We start from the raw sequence: 17,076 nt of genomic DNA on the forward strand, positions 1-17,076 counted from the left end.
TTCCTAGGCAATTCTAATATATATTGATTTATTAATATATATGTTTAAAGTAATGAATAACATGTATCAGGTTAGTCAAAAATAGTTAAATATATTTAGTTGAATGCCTCTAGTATAGTATTAACTAAAATTCTCTAAGATATCACTCTATATCATAATTCATGTAAAGGCTTCATATCATACTGTTTAAATGTGAGTAAACCATGGAAGACGAAATGACTGCTACGGAAGAAACCGAACTTTTCGGTGATGATTTTAACACTACAAGTTCAATAGATGTGCCTGAACTTATGATAGATCAGGTCATCGGGCAGGAGCATGCTGTCGAAGTTGTGAAAAAGGCAGCCAGCCAGAGACGTCATGTCATGATGATAGGCACTCCAGGTACCGGAAAATCAATGCTTGCAAAAGCAATGGCTGAACTTTTACCAAAGGAAGAGCTTGAAGATATAATGACATACCCCAATCTGGAGGATAATAATAACCCAAAGATAAGGGAAGTGCCTGCCGGAAAGGGAAGGGAGATTGTCCTGGCCCACAAGATGGAGGCTCGCAAAAAGGCTCAGTCACGTAACATGATGATGATGTTCCTTGTGTTAGGCATCGTCATGTACTCGTTCTACGTAGGGCAGTTGCTTTGGGGTATCATCGCTGCGATCATGATACTTATGCTGACACGCCAGTTCATGCCAAAAGAAGAGCTCATGATACCAAAGCTCGTTGTTTCCAATTATCAGAAAGAGAAGGCTCCATACATCGATGCGACCGGAACACACGCAGGTGCACTCCTCGGCGATGTAAGACACGACCCATTCCAGTCAGGTGGTCTTGAAACACCTGCACATGACAGGGTCGAGAGCGGTGATATTCACAAATCACACAAGGGAGTACTCTTCATTGATGAGATCAATACCCTTAGACTTGAATCCCAGCAGAGCCTTCTAACAGCATTACAGGAGAAGGAGTATGCTATCACCGGGCAGTCAGAACGCAGTTCAGGTGCTCTGGTAAAGACCGAACCTGTGCCATGTGATTTTATCATGGTGGCAGCAGGTAACCTTGATGCAGTGGAGAAAATGCATCCTGCACTTCGCTCACGTATAAAGGGGTATGGATATGAGGTATTCATGCGTGATTCCATGGAAGATACACTTGAGAACCGTAAGACACTCGTTCGTTTCGTGGCACAGGAGGTCGTACGTGATGGCCACATCCCGCCATTCGATAAGGGCGCAGTGAAAGAGGTTATCAGGGAATCGAGAAGAAGGGCAGGCAGGAAAGGTCATCTTACTCTGAAGTTCCGTGACCTTGGTGGTCTTGTAAGGGTTGCTGGAGACATTGCCCATTCCGAGAATGCGGAGATCACTACTGCAACACATGTTCTTGCAGCAAAGAAGATAGCACGTTCCATCGAACAGCAGCTTGCAGACAGTTATCTCGAAAGGCGTAAGGATTACCAGCTTTTCGACAAGCTGGGCTCTAGTGTGGGACGGGTCAATGGTCTTGCGGTAATGGGTGGTGATTCCGGTATCGTCCTTCCTATCATGGCCGAAGTGACGCCTACGCAATCTTCCGCTGGAGGTCATGTGATCGCAACAGGTATGCTGAAGGATATTGCAAAGGAAGCTGTCCAGAACGTTTCAGCTGTTATCAAGAAAGTGACCGGAGAGGATATTTCCAATCATGATATCCACATACAGTTCATAGGCACATACGAAGGTGTGGAGGGTGACAGTGCATCGATATCTATCGCAACCGCTGTTATCTCTGCACTGGAGAATATTCCTATTGACCAAACCGTTGCTATGACAGGTTCACTATCTGTAAGGGGCGATGTACTCCCTATCGGTGGGGCTACCTACAAGATAGAGGCAGCAGCTCAAGCAGGTATCAAGAAAGTGATCATACCTAAGTCCAATGAAGCGGATGTCCTTATCGAGGATTACTATAAGGATAAGGTCGAGATAATCCCAGTTGCAACAATAGCGGAAGTCATCGAACACAGTCTTGTGGGAGAGGATAAGGCCGGTATTGTTGAAAAGCTCAAGAACATGAGCAACAAAAAGATCGATCTTGCAGCAAGGAGCAAAAAGGTCGCAGGTAGTGACGATGTCTGAAGTTGGGTTTTACGATGTCAGAATGATCGATGCAACATCCACATCGATCGTCCTTGACAATGGCAATATCGAGGAAATATCGGTCAATTACAGCAAAGGTTGTGGTGCTCGTGCTTTATGTGGTGGGTCATGGGGCTTTACCACTGCAGAAGGTGAGTTCGACCTTAAAGCGGCCATCGATTCCGCTTCAGAGCTTGCAGCACAGATGAATAATATCTCTCCAAAGGATGAAGTAAAGCTTAAGCCCGTGGAAAAGCCTGTTATAAAGAACATCCCTACTGCAAAGATCGATCCTGCAGATGTTCCTATTGAGGAAAAGGTACAGTTATTGAAGGACATTGAAGACCATGCAAAGATGGATGGTGTCAGCAGTACTTCAGCAGTCTATTCCGAAGCTTCCGTAAATGTTCATTATATTAGTTCCGAAGGGATCGATTGCGAATACAGTCTTATCCGAACCGGATTTGCCATAAGTGCTGTTGCTACTGAGAATGGTTCATATCAGGTGGGGAGGGAAAGCCGTTTTGGAGTATGTGGTTTTGAGCTTTTTGAAGAGAACGATGCTCTTGCACTTGCAAGATCTGCCGGAGAGACAGCAGTTGAGCTGCTTGGAGCAGAACAGGCAAAGGGAGGCACATTACCGGTCATACTTGACCCCGAACTTGCAGGCGTATTTGCACATGAGGCAGTAGGGCATGCATCAGAAGCAGATCTTGTGCTCGAAGGAAGTTCCATTCTGGCAGACCGTTTGGGAGAACAGATAGCATCCCCTTTGGTCAATATCATTGATGATCCTACATTACATGAATATGGATACTATCCCTTTGATTCCGAAGGTGTCATGTCTTCAAAGACCACGATAATAAAGGATGGAGTACTCAATTCATATTTGCATTCAAGGGAGACCGCACAGGCCCTTGGTGGAACTCCGGGAAACAGTAGAGCACAGGGTTATTCTGAACCGGTTGTTAGAATGAGCAATACTTACATTGATAATGGCGATTCGAATTTTGATGAAATGCTTGAAGAGATTGGCAACGGAATGTACCTGACAGGCTCAAGAGGCGGTCAGGTGAACACTGGAGAGGGTATCTTCCAGTTCAACGCCGAGAAAGGTTATCTTATTGAGAATGGGGAAGTTACAAGATTGCTCCGCGATGTATCCCTTTCAGGCAAGACCCTCGAGATATTGAACAATGTCACATTGGTTGGTAATGATCTCAAGATGCACTCTGGAAGATGTGGAAAAGGTGGCCAGCTTGCACCGGTATCGGATGGTTCTCCTCATATATCCATCTCAAAGGCATTGGTAGGGGGAGTCTGATATGTTCGAACATGCACAGAAAGCTATTGAGCTTGCTGAAAAACTGGGTGCTGATGAAGCAGAGGTATATATTTCCTATAATCACTCTATTTCCGCAGATATCAGGAAGAATACCATCGAGTCGGCAAAAGAGAATGTCAGCCAGGGAATTGGTATACGTTCGATAATCAACGGCGCGGTTGGTTTTGCAAGTACGAACAATGTGGGTCGTATCGAGGATGTGGTGAACATCTCAGTGTCTTCTGCAAAAGTGAGGGACAGTGATCCGGAATGGACTTCACTACCATCAAATGCGAAATATCCTGAGGTCTCAGGTACATATGACAAAAGGATTAGCAAGATCGGTCTGGACGAATGTATAGGTCTCACAGGAAAGATGATCGAAGGTGCATTATCAGTACCTGGTGTTAATACAACCTCCGGAAGCTTTTCAACATCATTCAATAAACACCTCATCATGAATACGAATGGTGTGGAGATCGTCGATGAAGGTACCGGTGTTTCCGGTTTTGTGGATGTCATCACTACTAAAGGAGATATCTCAACAGCTTATGATTTTGAAGTTTCGAGATCACTTGATATCGATGTTTTTGGCATAGGCGCAAGTGCTTCAAGTCTTGCCATCAGATCACAGGACGGTATTTCCATAGAACCGAAGAAGACGGACGTCATTCTGCATCCGTTTGCGTTCTCCGATATTTTTGAGAACACATTCGAACCATCCATAGATGCGGATAATATGCAAAAAGAACGCTCTTCACTAATAGGCAAGAAAGGAGAGACCATTGCTACATCGGATCTGAACATTATTGATGATGGATTGCTTGAGGGTGGAATTGAGACCTCCATATCCGATGAAGAAGGAACTCCATCCCAGAGGACTCCGATAATTGAAAAGGGTATCTTCAAGTCTTTCCTCTATGATAATTATACGGCAGGAAAAGATAATACTTCCAGCACAGGAAACGGAATGAGGCATTCTTATGTATCTTCTCCTTCGGTAGGCCCCAGAAACCTTATCGTGGAATATCCTTCAAGTGATGTGATCGCAGATACCGATGAGGGTGTGTTCATTAATACGGTCATCGGTGCACATACGGCAAATGCGATATCTGGAGATTTCTCGGTAGAGGCCAGAAATGCATTTACTATCAAGGATGGGCAGATCGATAAACCGATAAAGTCCCTGATGTTATCGGGCAATATATTCGAGATGCTGAACAAGATCACAGGTGCAGGCAGCGATGTCCGTAAAGTGGGAGGTACTGTAGTGCCATCTTTGCGAATCTCGGAGATGAGTATTGTAGGCTGAAATCGAGTGATCACAGAACAATATAAACTACTATCGGAATTATTATATATTACTCATTACAATAATGATGTGATATATTTAATTTCATCTGCCCAGTAATCTATATACTTTGGTAGGGACAATATGACCAACATTGAAGTAAAAAGATCAGATGTTCTGCTCTTTAGGTGGTAATATGGCTGAGAATGACAGAATAAGAATACTCGTAGTCGACGATGAACCTGATAATGTCGAATTACTTACTGCATATCTATCGTACGACTATGATATAGTTCCAGCATACAGTGGAAACGAAGCTCTTCAAATACTGGCTGACTCAGAGCAGGTCTATCCTGATCTTGTTTTGATGGATATCATGTTAAAGGACGGTATGGATGGAGTGGAAGCTGCTAATCAGATCCATATCAAATATGAGATACCTGTAGTCTATATCACAGCTTATGCCGATGATAGTATCATGCAAAGGGCAAAGTTAACGGAGCCTTTTGGATATATACTCAAACCATTCGAGGAAAGCGAGCTTCGCACGAACATAGGGATCGCACTTTATAAGCATAAGATGGAAAGCAAGCTTAAAGAAAGCCAAAAATGGCTTACTGCGATCTTAAACAATACTGGAGATGCTATGATCGCAACTGATAAAGATGGGTTGATAAAATTCATCAATCCCTTTGCAGAAGCCCTTCTCGGCAGGAAACAGATGGATATCCTTGGCAAACCGCTGAATGATGTTTTCTGTGTCGAAAGTGAAGAACCCGGTGTTACTGTCGATGATCCTGTTAAGAAGGTGATCCGCGAAGGCATGTTCTATGGACTTGCAAATCAGACACTTCTTGTTACAAAGGACGATACAAGAGTTCCTGTTGACATTATAGGATCTCCGATAAAAGGGGAGAACGAGGATGTTATGGGGATATTGATAACTTTCTGTGATATTTCTGATAGAAAGCGCATCGAAAACCTGATTTATTCGAAAGCTTCAGAATCGGGATTCTAAGTTCAGTTCTAGTTGATGTCGAAGAAGGGTTTCAGCCTCGATTTCGACATTTTTTTGCTTAGTTAATTACTTCAGATATTTCTTGTTCACATTCGAAAGAATGCCGGATTCTTCCAATTCCTTTATTTTTGCTGAAACATCAGATTTTGTTATCCCTACTTTGGGAATGGCCGTTTCAGACACTGGTTTTTCTGAAGAGCTACTCGACATAGTGGGATTATCGTTAACAGTACCTGTATCATTGATCTTTTCGGGTTTCATTTCTTCGAGGATGGTTGACATTTTTGCCTTTGCTTCTATGTGATGGCCTCTTTTAACTGCAATATAGGAGACTGAAATTATAGTAAGTAATGGTATTGCAAATAGAAGAAATTTCACAGGGGAACCTTTTGATTCGGTCTTAACAACTGGGATAGTACTTTCTACATCCTCTAAAACCTCAAGTGATGGAGAAGGCCTGTTTGTATCAGGAACAACAATATTTTCTGTTAAAGGAGAGTTGTTTGTATCTGCAGCTGTCGTTTCCTTTTGAACAGTTTCGACTATTGCAAATGATGAGTATATTTCAGAAGATGTAGCTTCGTAATAGATATATTTATCGTCTTCACCTATTTTATAGGTGGGCAGAATGTTCCAGCTACTACCCTTATATATGCTCATCCTTACAGAAAATTCAGGTACATTGTTCTCTTTAAGCCATGTTTTCTCTACTCTGAAACCAATAGAAGAATCAATGATCCTTTTTTCAAATCCGTGATCACCTAACCAGATATTGATATTCTTATATACTCTTCCTTCCGGTGACTTGGACACAAGATTTGAGGTCGTATTTAGTGATTCGACTATTGCTTTGACATCACCAACGGTCAAGTCGGCTGTGACATTGATGTAAGTAATATCAATCACTTCGGTGAACGTGAAGGTTTTTTCTATATCATTAACAATATACCTGGTCGCAACAGCTTTCACTAAGATGTTCTCATATCTCTCACTGGTGACGCTGCTTCCTCCGCCACCGCCACTACTTCCAGAACTGCTAGAACTGGTTGTGTCAGTAGTAGGTGTTGATACTGTGATGTAGTCTGAAATATAGGTAAAGTTGTCATATTTTGCATTGCTGACATTCAGAGATACATTGTAAGTTCCTGCAGTGACATATGTATGAGAAGGATCAGGTTCTGTTGAAGTGTTACCATCACCAAAGTTCCAGAACCAACTGGTCTCATTTATTGACTGTTCCGTGAAATACACTGTCAATGGGTAGCTTCCAGTTATCGGGGCAGCTGTAAAACTGGCGATAGGTTTTGAAAGAGCAATAACGGTTATGAAATTTTCTTTGAGAATGTAGTCTGAACCATCATCATTGGATACTTTCAATGATACATTGTAGCTGCCTGGAGTTGTATAGGTGTGAACTGGTTCAATTTCGTTTGAAGTATTCACATCTCCAAAATCCCATTCCCATGTAAGTGCATTGGAAGAATTGTCTTCAAATCTCACAGAAAGTGGTTCTGTGCCAGCAGTTACATTCGATGCAAAATCTGCAAAAGGGGGTACAAGTGCTACAACAACGATATAATTGTTCTTAGTAACAGTATCTATACCATCACTGTTGTTCGCTGTCAAACTTACATGATATTTACCCGGTTCAGCATAAGTATGCACAGGATGCTGGGCATTTGCATCATTACCATCACCAAAAACCCACACCCAACTTTCAGCTGCTGTAGAACTATCAATAAACTGCACACTCAATGGCTGTTTACCTAAAGTAACATTGGATGTGAAATTTGCAGTTGGGGGATTTTTAGTAGTTGCACTGGCATTAGTCCATGATGCATTTATGTTCCCGGAAATGTCAACTGTTTTAGTACTGAAGTCATACTTTGTGTTAGCAGCAAGTCCAGTTGCATTATAGAAACTCGTATCGTTCGACACATTCGTCTGGAACACATTGTTAAGGTAAAGCATTGTGTGATTGAAATCCTGATCAATTGGATTGTTCCAAGTCCAGTTTATCCATGTTATTTCTCTGCCTGATGTGGTGAGATCAGTTACACTGGCTGGAGGCAGAGTGTTCAGCGTGCTGGCACTATCATTGATCCAGGTCGAATTGATAATACCGACAGTGTCCACAGTATGAGTACTGATATTATACTCAGTATTGTCAATCAATCCGGTAGCATTGTACGATGCACCGGTCATGTTCGTCTTGAACACACCATCCAAATAGATCATGGTGTAGTTGAAGTCACCATCTGAAGGATTAGTCCAAGTCCAGTTGATCCATGTGGAACCTTTGCCAGATACAGATAGACCGGTCACACTGGCAGGTGCAATGGTATCAATACTGAAATTGACCATTGAAGAACCATTGTTTCCTGCGATATCCTGTGCGATCACGGTTATATTATGAATTCCCTCAGACAGTGTTAGTGACCGGTTTCCACTAAACGTGGTATCACCAGTATTGTTGATATTGTACCACCATTTTGCAATATCCTCGTTGGCAGTAGCATTAAGCCAGAGCGTACTGGAAGTATAATTATGGTTTTCTTCTGGTACATCAATGGTGACTATTGGTGCAATGGTATCAATACTGAAATTGACCATTGAAGAACCATTGTTTCCTGCGATATCCTGTGCGATCACGGTTATATTATGAATTCCCTCAGACAGTGTTAGTGACCGGTTTCCACTAAACGTGGTATCACCAGTATTGTTGATATTGTACCACCATTTTGCAATATCCTCGTTGGCAGTAGCATTAAGCCAGAGCGTATTGGAAGTATAATTATGGTTTTCTTCTGGTACATCAATGGTGACTATTGGTGCAATGGTATCAAGAGTAACAAGAGTAGTTGCTGTATCATTTGTCCATGATAAATTGATATTACCTGAAATGTCAACTGTTTTAGTACTGAACTCATATGTCGTGTTATCCAAAAGTCCTGTCAGATTATAGAAACTCGTATCATTCGAAACATTCGTTTTGAACACATTATCAAGGTAAAGCATTGTGTGATTGAAATCTGTATCATTTGGATTGTTCCATGTCCATTTTATCCATGTTATTCCTATGTCGGATGCAGTAAGCTCAGTTACACTGGCTGGTGCAATTTCATCACTACTGAAAGACCCGGATAACACAATTGCAAATGGTTGTGGACCCTGGGGAACATTTGTACCGTTTACTGTTACTGTGTACCATCCCGTTGAAGGGGATAATAGTTCCACATGTTCAACGTTGTTTGTATCATCTCCACCGTTTCCTAAATAGTTGCCATCAGGGCCTGTAATATTTAGATCGAGATTATTTACCAGAGTCTTGCCAACAAAAGCTGTAGCTGGTTGATCGGTCCATACCAGAGTTGCTTTAAAGGGAACTGAACTGTTGTTCAGATGATAGCTGACACTCCAGGAATCAGTTAAACCAAGACTTATATTATCATGGTACTGCATTGCTCGTGGTGATGATGGGAAAAGAGAACTTTCAAGATCTACGCGACCCCAACCCTGTGCAATACTGGATTTACCCATATCGGCTGCACCATTGATCAACGTTGCTTTCAATAAGGCAGCCGTTGGGGAAATTGATTCATTATCAACATAGTACTGTCTCACAAGAGCAGCAGTTCCTGCTGTTAAGGGGGTTGCCATGCTCGTCCCACTCATATAAGTGTAATCAGTGCTATAAACGAGGGAGGAAGCAGTGGAACTAATAACTGTGCCCGGAGCTACCACATCGGGTTTAATTCGATTGTCATCGGTTGGGCCTCTACTGCTAAAAGAAGCAATATCATCGATGTTATCTGATGAAGTGCCTTTATCCGGTCTGTAATTCTCTGATGCACCAACTGTTAAGGCATTTTTTGCTGTTCCAGGGGGGGTTAATTTATTAGTTATACCTCCTTCGTTACCGGCTGCAAAAACGATTAGTAAGTCTGGATTATCCCACATAAAACTATCAACATATTGTGAACTATCTGTATAGTTTCCATATTGATTTGAATTATTGCTACCCCAACTATTGCTGTGTACCTTTGCACCAGCATCATAAGCCTGTTGAAAAAGTGAATACAGATTTGTTGGTATATGTAAGCGACCTGATGTCAGTTTCGGATTTGTACCATCATACTGTAATGCCTGAAAAACAAGCCTTGCTTCAGGTGCCATTCCTGAATATAAGCCAGCAGAAAGATTACCATTTCCGAGGACTGAACCTGCAACATGTGTACCATGCCCGTGATTATCTTCCGCACCGGTATCGTTATACTCTTCCCACCATGCATCTAATGTATCAATCCTTCCCTCAAGGTCATCATGCATGGATGCATCATTAAAACCGGTGTCCAATCCGGTATCAGCAACAGCAATTATCTGGCCACTACCGGTCAAACCATGTGTGTTCTGTACGGTGGAAACATTTAGTATACCTGCTGCAACATCATTCAGGACAACGGGTTGCACATATCTATCCACCCAGCTTACACCATTGATAGCCGCAATATCAGTAATCGAAGATTGGTTGATCCTGACCTTGAGTATGCTTTCACCATTGTCAAGTATTTTACCACCAATAAATATGACATCGTTTGAAACATACTCGTTGCATCCAGCATCGAAAAGCATTACCAGAACATCTTCCTTGCCGTTTTGCTTAGAACCCGACGAAAGGGTAGAGCTGACTCGGTATGAAGGGTCGTAGAAACCGATCCATTGAACAGAATCCAGATTCTCTAGTTCCGCTTTCACTGAAGTGTTCATTCGTACAATAAAAGCATTGTTCGGAACATAACTGAAAATAACAGCTCCCGTGCCCCTTACATCCTTTTTCCATTCTTCAAGGATCAAACCTTTGAACTGAACAATGTAATAGTCCTCTGGTTTAGTGGGTAATGGTTCAATGGAGCTGAGACTTGAAGACGAAAGTGAAGAAGGAGGCACTGCGTCCGTACTGAACTGAGCATTTTTAAGTATGATATAATTCTCGCTGGGGGACCCACTTTGCGATGATACCTCCAAAGCTAATGCAGAAACTGAAAAAATTGCTGCGATCATAGCAACGATTGCGATCTTTAAGATCATACCAGAAAGATCAATGCTATTTTTTTGCAATTTCATATTCTACCACCAGATGCTTTGAAGATCCCCTATGTTCCTCAAAAGCTACCGCTTCTTAACTACTCATTTATTATGCTGGGATGCGTATATATAACTTCCTTTAAAAGTTCAGACGGATGCGTATAATCATAATGAGGGTATGCCTTTCAAATTATATACTTTTAATGAAATATAATATAAATTTTATTATAATACATAAATTATGTGATAATGAAGCTAACTTCAACATATCTTCTAAAACAAAACCAAAAAGAATATCACGTCACAAACATACATGAATAGTTATGAGTGGGGAAGTGAAATGGCAGCATGTTCCTGTGGATGAGGTTCTTGCATTACTTGAGACCGATAGAGAGGGACTTACTGCTGAAGAGGCGCAACTCCGCCTTTCAAAATATGGTTTTAATGAGGTCGAACTAAAGAAAAAGGAAAGTTCAATCCATCGTTTTGCAAGGCAGTTCGCAAGCCCTCTTATCTATGTCCTGCTCCTGGCAGCACTTGTCACTTTTTTGCTTCGGGAATATGCTGACACTTCCGTAATAATCGGAGTGGTTCTCGCAAATGCTGTCATCGGATTCATTCAGGAAAGAAAAGCAGAAAATGCCCTTGAATCTCTTGCAAAGATGCTGGTTCCTGAGACAAGTATACTAAGAGAAGGGCAAAGAATGATAGTGCCCAGCAGGGAACTTGTAGTAGGTGATATTGTTTTGATGGAAACGGGAGCCCGAATTCCTGCTGACCTTCGACTTATTCACAAAAAAAATCTTCGCATCGATGAATCAATGCTCACCGGAGAATCCACAGCCGTTGAGAAATATACAGATGCCATTGAAACTAAGAACCTTCCACTTGCCGAAAGAAAAAATATCGCTTTTGCAGGCACACTTGTAACCCAGGGAAATGGTATAGGTGTTGTAGTAGCAACCGCTTCTGACAGTGAGATCGGAAAGATATCGGAACTTATAAAAAAGACAAAACAGCTCTCCACGCCCCTTGTAAGAACGATAGACAATATGGGCAAAAACCTTGCTGTCGTAATTATTTTGGTTGCAATACTGACATTTGCAATTGGTAAATTTCGGGGACTTGGTACTCTGGATCTCTTTTTTGCTTCCGTAAGTCTGGCTGTCGCAGCAATTCCAGAAGGATTGCCCGCACTCATCACGATCACACTTGCTATCGGAATAAAGAAGATGGCAGCTCGAAATGCCATTATTCGTACAATGCCGGCGGTCGAAAGTCTTGGATCGGCAACGGTGATCTGTTCGGATAAGACCGGCACACTTACAAAGAATGAGATGACCGTCCGGAAGATATACACGGATGAAGGTGTTTTCAGTGTTACAGGTCTCGGATATGAGTCAGAGGGCGATATCGAGCTTAATGGAAAGAAAATAGATCCCTTTGATCATCGGGCATTGCTTGAAACATTAAAAGCAGGTGCACTTTGTAATGATGCTTATCTGCGTGAAGAGGGGGGTATTGACGGTGACCCTACCGAAGGAGCACTTCTTGTTTCAGCATCCAAGGCCGGCAAGTTCTACATTCCCAGGGTAGATGAGATTCCGTTTGAATCGGAAAAAAGATTCATGGCAACACTTCATCAAGATAATGCTGGCAATTCATGGGTATATGTAAAAGGCTCTCCTGAAATCATTTCTAAACTTTCCAGCATGCAATTCAATGGAAAGGATTTCACAAGAGTAGAACCTGAAAAGATACTTCTTGTTGCCGAAGACATGGCATCCGAAGGGCTTAGGGTCATTGCAACTGCATACCGGAAGCTCGAAAGAGGGAAGGCTGAACTTGAAGACGTTGATATTGATGAACTCATCTTCCTCGGATTGCAGGGTATGATCGACCCGCCAAGGGAGGAAGTGAAACAGTCGATCTTCAAATGTAATAATGCAGGCATCAGAGTTATCATGATCACGGGCGACCATATCAAAACCGCTCACACCATTGCAAGACAGCTTGGAATCCGTACAGAAGGAGCATTGTCGGGCAGTGATATTGAAACAATGACCGATGAAGAGCTGATAGAAGCATTAAGGTCAGTCTCTGTTTTTGCAAGGACATCCCCTGAAGATAAATCCAGGATAGTCGGGTTATTAAAACAGGAAGGCGAAGTTGTCGCAGTTACAGGGGACGGTATCAATGATGCGCCTGCACTTGAAAATGCTGACATCGGGGTTGCAATGGGCCGATCAGGGACCGAAGTTGCAAAAGAAGCAGCGGACATGGTTCTTACTGATGATAATTTTTCATCCATTGTGAATGCGGTAGAAGAAGGCAGGGATGTCTATGGCAAGATACAGAAAGTGATCCTCTGGACATTACCCACGAACGCTGCAGAAGGATTGGCGATTTTAGCTGCTGTTCTACTGGGATTCGCGGCTCCGCCACTATTGCCATTACACATCCTGTGGATAAATACCGTAACAGCATTGGGGCTTGGAGTTTCTATGACGGTCGAACCGATGGAGAAAAGACTTCTTAATAGACCACCAAGGCCACAAAAAGAGCCACTGCTTCTTCCAGTTATCAAACGAAGGATAATAACTGTTGCATTACTAATGGTCACTGCTACTTTCCTGCTATACATCTTCAATATCAATAATGGCATGGATATCAGTACTTCACAAACAATAGCGTTGAATACTATCGTATTTTTCGAGATATTCTACCTTTTCAATTGCAAATCGATCCATGAGAACGTTTTCGGACAAATGTTCTCAAATAGATATATGCTTCTTGGGATCTCGATAGTGATCGGTTTGCAGATGTTCATTACTTACAACCCTACGATGAACATGATCCTGAGAACAAGTCCTATCAGGCTTATTGATTGGGTTGTGATAATAATAATTACAAGTTCCATCTTCTTTTTGATAGAACTGGAAAAATACCTACAGAAAATGAGACACAACAAACAGATCAAAAAATAATGAAATGCGAGGGTTATATGACCCTCAATCTTCATCACCACAGCAGCTACAGGAAATATTTCCTTTCAGAATCTCTTTCCAGTCTCCCAGGACATCATGTGTCTAACAGTCATCCGCACCTGCTGCTTCTCTCATCACAAGAGCAAATATGTAGGATAATTCTTTGACTGTAACTCAAGCTTCTCATTTCGATTCACATCCATATATTTTTTGTATTACTGTTCTGATATTTACCAGAACGGCGAATAAAGATGAAACTTAAGATAACTTAAAAGCAACGTTTCAATTTATATTGGAACACCATTCAAACGAATAAAATAGTAAGGGCAAACCCCGCTGTCCGTGAAGTCAAGATAACTCTCTTTTCCCACGCTGGAAAATGAGGGATAAGAGAAAAAACGTGCAAATGGTGCTTAATATAGTAGGAAGATGTAAAATCAAACGATAAGATATTGTTTAGAACAGAGATGAATATCAGAAAAAGAGGATGGCAGTAAGATCGTTCTAATATGCCATCTACTCAATAATTCTGAAAAAAAGAGAATCACTTCTTCTTTAGTTTTGCAAGTTTCTTCTTTGCAGAAGCATCGCCTGAGGATGCCTTTGCTTCAAGTCCTTCCATTTTCTCTTTTTTCTTGCCACTTTTCCTTGCTATATCCTTTTTAGACATTGCCATAGAAGCTCTTTTTTGAAGCCTATACTATATAAAATGATGCCAGTAGAGAATTAAAAAGGATGTAACATTCAGAAGCCTTATAATTCAAAAACTGGCAATATATAATGTGAATAAATATGAGATCACTACACTTGGTAGAAAACTGGATCTAAAAAATCCAAATAATCGCCTGATAATCCAGTTAGCAACTCTTGTAACAATTTCAGCTCTTGTATTCTATCTCATTATAACCAAAGAAATTTCTAGCTCATTTGTCTATGGCATAAAAGCAGGGATCACAATATTCCTGCTCTGGGCGATTGCAAGGGAAATGGATCCTGACCATGAGTCGGCAGCTTTCATACCGGTCATATTGACCCTGCCGCATGTGATAATCTTCGGGTTACACCCCATCTTTCCTTTAATTTGGTTCTTATTGTTACTAAGACTGGTAAACAGATCGACAGGTGCAAAGGCTGGTATTATCGACTCGTTAGCCATTCTTTCCATTGGAGCTTTCCTTACATATCAGTTAAGCTGGGTATTTGGGACGATCTCAGCACTTGGTTTTTTCCTTGACGGAAGACTATCCTCGCCATACAGAGGTCACCTCATACCCGCAGTACTATTGCTCCTCTATTCTGGTCTTGCTCTCATACACGAAATTACTGATGTGGTCATGGACATGGCCCTATTGAAAATAGTTGCCTTCACTGTTATGATCCTACTTGCTCTTCCGCTGTTCACTAACAGAGATACTATCATTAGTATCGGTGACAGGACAGGAGAAAGACTGGATGAACAGAGGATAAAAGCAACGCAGTTGCTGGCTGTATTCAGCGTATCTGCATTTATGCTATTCTCAACTGCCAGTGATGGGTTTTGGCCGCTCGTATGGACCATACCAGCAAGTGCTGGTCTGTACAAGGTATTATTGGAGATAAAGCAGATGCGAACATAAAGCATCATAAAATGATGACAACAGCTTAATATGGCATGCATTATACATAGTGCATATATTATATTTATCGTCATATTATATAATTTATTTTATTTAGGGTGATGTTATGATAGAACTTCTCAAAGCTCTGGCACTGGGATTTACGATAGGGATCTCAGCTGCACTAATTCCTGGTCCAATGATGTTCGCCACTGTTGGCATATCACTCGAAAAAGGATGGCGTACAGGTCCATTTGTATTTCTTGGGCATTCAATGGTAGAACTGACAGTTATCCTATTGGTCATTGCAGGAGCTTCTTCTTTCATAACTGACTCCACCATTGCCTACGTGTCAATATTGGGTGGTATTGTAATGATCCTTTTTGGGCTTGTTATTCTAAAAAGTGCTAAAAGCGTTTCAAATGTCAATATCGCTGAATCTGCCAAAAAGTTCAAAGGCTCAGTAGGTCCGGTGTCTGCGGGCATCCTTACCACAGCTCTAAATCCTGCATTTATTTTATGGTGGCTCACTGCCGGAAGTGCCATTATATTGCAAGAATATCTTTTAGGTATGCTGGCCATCGTTGCGTTCATTATCGGTCATTGGTTTGCAGACCTAGGCTATCTTCTGACTGTTGCATCATCGACAGCTAAAGGAAAAGACCTCTTCTCAGAAAGGACACACAGAAGGATACTATATTTTTGCAGTGTTTTCCTCATGATATTCGGGGTCTGGTTCATATCGAACTACAACAACCTATCTTCATTTGTATAAATCCGGATAGAACAAAAAAATAAAGAAGTCAGATGAAACTATCCAGTAGCTCATCGACTTTTTCAGGATCGGCCTTGTTCTTTACAAGAGGTCCTGAGGAAAGAACGTCCAGATGATCCTCGAAAGTTGGTTTCTCATTTACATAGAAAACACCCAAGGGTATCTTTTCGCCCCATTCGAGGGATTTTTCAAACGCTTTAACACGATCTTTGGGTGAATGGTCCTTCTCTTCCATTCTATAGACCCTTTCCGAATACCATTTGAAAGTGTTCAGTTTATTAAAGGAAACACATGGCTGTAGAACGTCCACTAAAGAAAACCCTTTGTGCTGTATCGCTTTTTTGATAAGCTCTGTAAGATGGTCCACATCCCCTGCAAATCCCCTGCTAACAAAAGAGCAATCTAGAGAGATTGCAAGTGACAGAGGATTTAAAGGTGTATTGAATACACCATGGTTCTGGATCTTTGTCTTCATGCCCAGCTCACTGGTAGGAGATGCCTGACCCTTGGTAAGGCCATAGATCTGATTATCATGTACTATGAGAGTAATATCCGGATTTCTCCTTATATTATGAACGAAGTGGTTCCCACCTTCTCCATAACAATCCCCATCACCGGTTACAGCAAGAACGGTCAATTCATGGTTCGCGACCTTTGCACCAATGGCAGGGGGAAGGGACCTTCCATGGAGACCATTGAAAACGTTGCATTTGAGATAATGCGGGAGTTTGCTCGATTGACCTATGCCTGATGTCAGCAAAACCTCATGCGGTTCTTTTCCAAGCTCTGCAAGAGCACGCTTGATAGCTTTTAATATCATGAAATTACCGCAACCGGGACACCATTCGGTCTCGTACTCACCAAAATCTTCCACGCTTACCATC

10 protein-coding genes are annotated in these 17,076 nt (G+C 41.8%); 7 read left to right on the forward strand and 3 right to left on the reverse strand.

The window, feature by feature from the left end:
- Positions 1 to 203 precede the first annotated feature (203 nt).
- From lonB to KDK67_RS03750, 4 genes are all read left to right on the forward strand, one after another.
- Positions 204 to 2,117, forward strand: a complete 1,914-nt coding sequence (gene lonB, locus KDK67_RS03735) for an ATP-dependent protease LonB (protein WP_250867493.1) — start codon at positions 204 to 206, stop codon at positions 2,115 to 2,117.
- A complete protein-coding gene (locus KDK67_RS03740; RefSeq protein WP_250867521.1) occupies positions 2,110 to 3,441 on the forward strand; it encodes a TldD/PmbA family protein in 1,332 nt (443 codons plus the stop codon). Before lonB ends, KDK67_RS03740 begins: the two co-directional genes overlap by 8 nt.
- 1 nt (position 3,442) lies before the next feature.
- On the forward strand, positions 3,443 to 4,753 hold the full coding sequence (locus KDK67_RS03745; protein WP_250867494.1) for a TldD/PmbA family protein: 1,311 nt from the start codon (positions 3,443 to 3,445) through the stop codon (positions 4,751 to 4,753).
- A gap of 175 nt (positions 4,754 to 4,928) precedes the next feature.
- Complete coding sequence (locus tag KDK67_RS03750) at positions 4,929 to 5,750, forward strand: ATP-binding response regulator (protein ID WP_250867495.1); 822 nt, start codon at positions 4,929 to 4,931, stop codon at positions 5,748 to 5,750.
- 66 nt (positions 5,751 to 5,816) lie between these two features.
- Here KDK67_RS03750 and KDK67_RS03755 read toward each other — a convergent pair whose 3' ends face one another.
- Positions 5,817 to 10,874: a S8 family serine peptidase gene (locus tag KDK67_RS03755; protein WP_250867496.1), complete on the reverse strand. Its 5,058-nt coding sequence runs from the start codon at positions 10,872 to 10,874 to the stop codon at positions 5,817 to 5,819.
- A 284-nt stretch (positions 10,875 to 11,158) separates the two neighbouring features.
- On the opposite strand from KDK67_RS03755, the gene KDK67_RS03760 reads away from it, so the two are divergent.
- The gene (locus KDK67_RS03760) at positions 11,159 to 13,822 is read left to right on the forward strand and encodes a cation-translocating P-type ATPase (protein ID WP_250867497.1); all 2,664 of its coding nucleotides are present in this window, start codon (positions 11,159 to 11,161) and stop codon (positions 13,820 to 13,822) included.
- A 544-nt stretch (positions 13,823 to 14,366) separates the two neighbouring features.
- Here KDK67_RS03760 and KDK67_RS14245 read toward each other — a convergent pair.
- Positions 14,367 to 14,498, reverse strand: coding sequence for a hypothetical protein (locus KDK67_RS14245; protein ID WP_276575054.1), 132 nt, complete (start codon positions 14,496 to 14,498; stop codon positions 14,367 to 14,369).
- 106 nt (positions 14,499 to 14,604) lie between these two features.
- Between KDK67_RS14245 and KDK67_RS03765 the strand changes: the two genes are divergently transcribed.
- Both KDK67_RS03765 and KDK67_RS03770 read left to right on the forward strand, forming a co-directional pair.
- Positions 14,605 to 15,438 carry a hypothetical protein gene (locus KDK67_RS03765; RefSeq protein WP_250867498.1) on the forward strand — a complete coding sequence of 278 codons (834 nt, stop codon included), beginning with the start codon at positions 14,605 to 14,607 and terminating at the stop codon, positions 15,436 to 15,438.
- A 106-nt stretch (positions 15,439 to 15,544) separates the two neighbouring features.
- Positions 15,545 to 16,192: a LysE family transporter gene (locus KDK67_RS03770; protein WP_250867499.1), complete on the forward strand. Its 648-nt coding sequence runs from the start codon at positions 15,545 to 15,547 to the stop codon at positions 16,190 to 16,192.
- Between the two features lie 28 nt (positions 16,193 to 16,220).
- On the opposite strand, the gene KDK67_RS03775 is transcribed toward KDK67_RS03770, so the two are convergent.
- Complete coding sequence (locus KDK67_RS03775) at positions 16,221 to 17,075, reverse strand: 2-oxoacid:ferredoxin oxidoreductase subunit beta (RefSeq protein ID WP_250867500.1); 855 nt, start codon at positions 17,073 to 17,075, stop codon at positions 16,221 to 16,223.
- Position 17,076: the final 1 nt, after the last annotated feature.

The sequence above is a fragment of the Methanococcoides seepicolus genome, assembly GCF_023684405.1.
Taxonomy (GTDB): domain Archaea; phylum Halobacteriota; class Methanosarcinia; order Methanosarcinales; family Methanosarcinaceae; genus Methanococcoides; species Methanococcoides seepicolus.

Coding starts and splice junctions, on each gene's coding strand:
- lonB (WP_250867493.1), top strand. CDS start 204: ATGGAAGACGAAATGACTGCTACGGAAGAAACCGAACTTTTCGGTGAT.
- KDK67_RS03740 (WP_250867521.1), top strand. CDS start 2,110: ATGTCTGAAGTTGGGTTTTACGATGTCAGAATGATCGATGCAACATCC.
- KDK67_RS03745 (WP_250867494.1), top strand. CDS start 3,443: ATGTTCGAACATGCACAGAAAGCTATTGAGCTTGCTGAAAAACTGGGT.
- KDK67_RS03750 (WP_250867495.1), top strand. CDS start 4,929: ATGGCTGAGAATGACAGAATAAGAATACTCGTAGTCGACGATGAACCT.
- KDK67_RS03755 (WP_250867496.1), bottom strand. CDS start 10,874: ATGAAATTGCAAAAAAATAGCATTGATCTTTCTGGTATGATCTTAAAG.
- KDK67_RS03760 (WP_250867497.1), top strand. CDS start 11,159: ATGAGTGGGGAAGTGAAATGGCAGCATGTTCCTGTGGATGAGGTTCTT.
- KDK67_RS14245 (WP_276575054.1), bottom strand. CDS start 14,498: ATGGCAATGTCTAAAAAGGATATAGCAAGGAAAAGTGGCAAGAAAAAA.
- KDK67_RS03770 (WP_250867499.1), top strand. CDS start 15,545: ATGATAGAACTTCTCAAAGCTCTGGCACTGGGATTTACGATAGGGATC.
- KDK67_RS03775 (WP_250867500.1), bottom strand. CDS start 17,075: ATGGTAAGCGTGGAAGATTTTGGTGAGTACGAGACCGAATGGTGTCCC.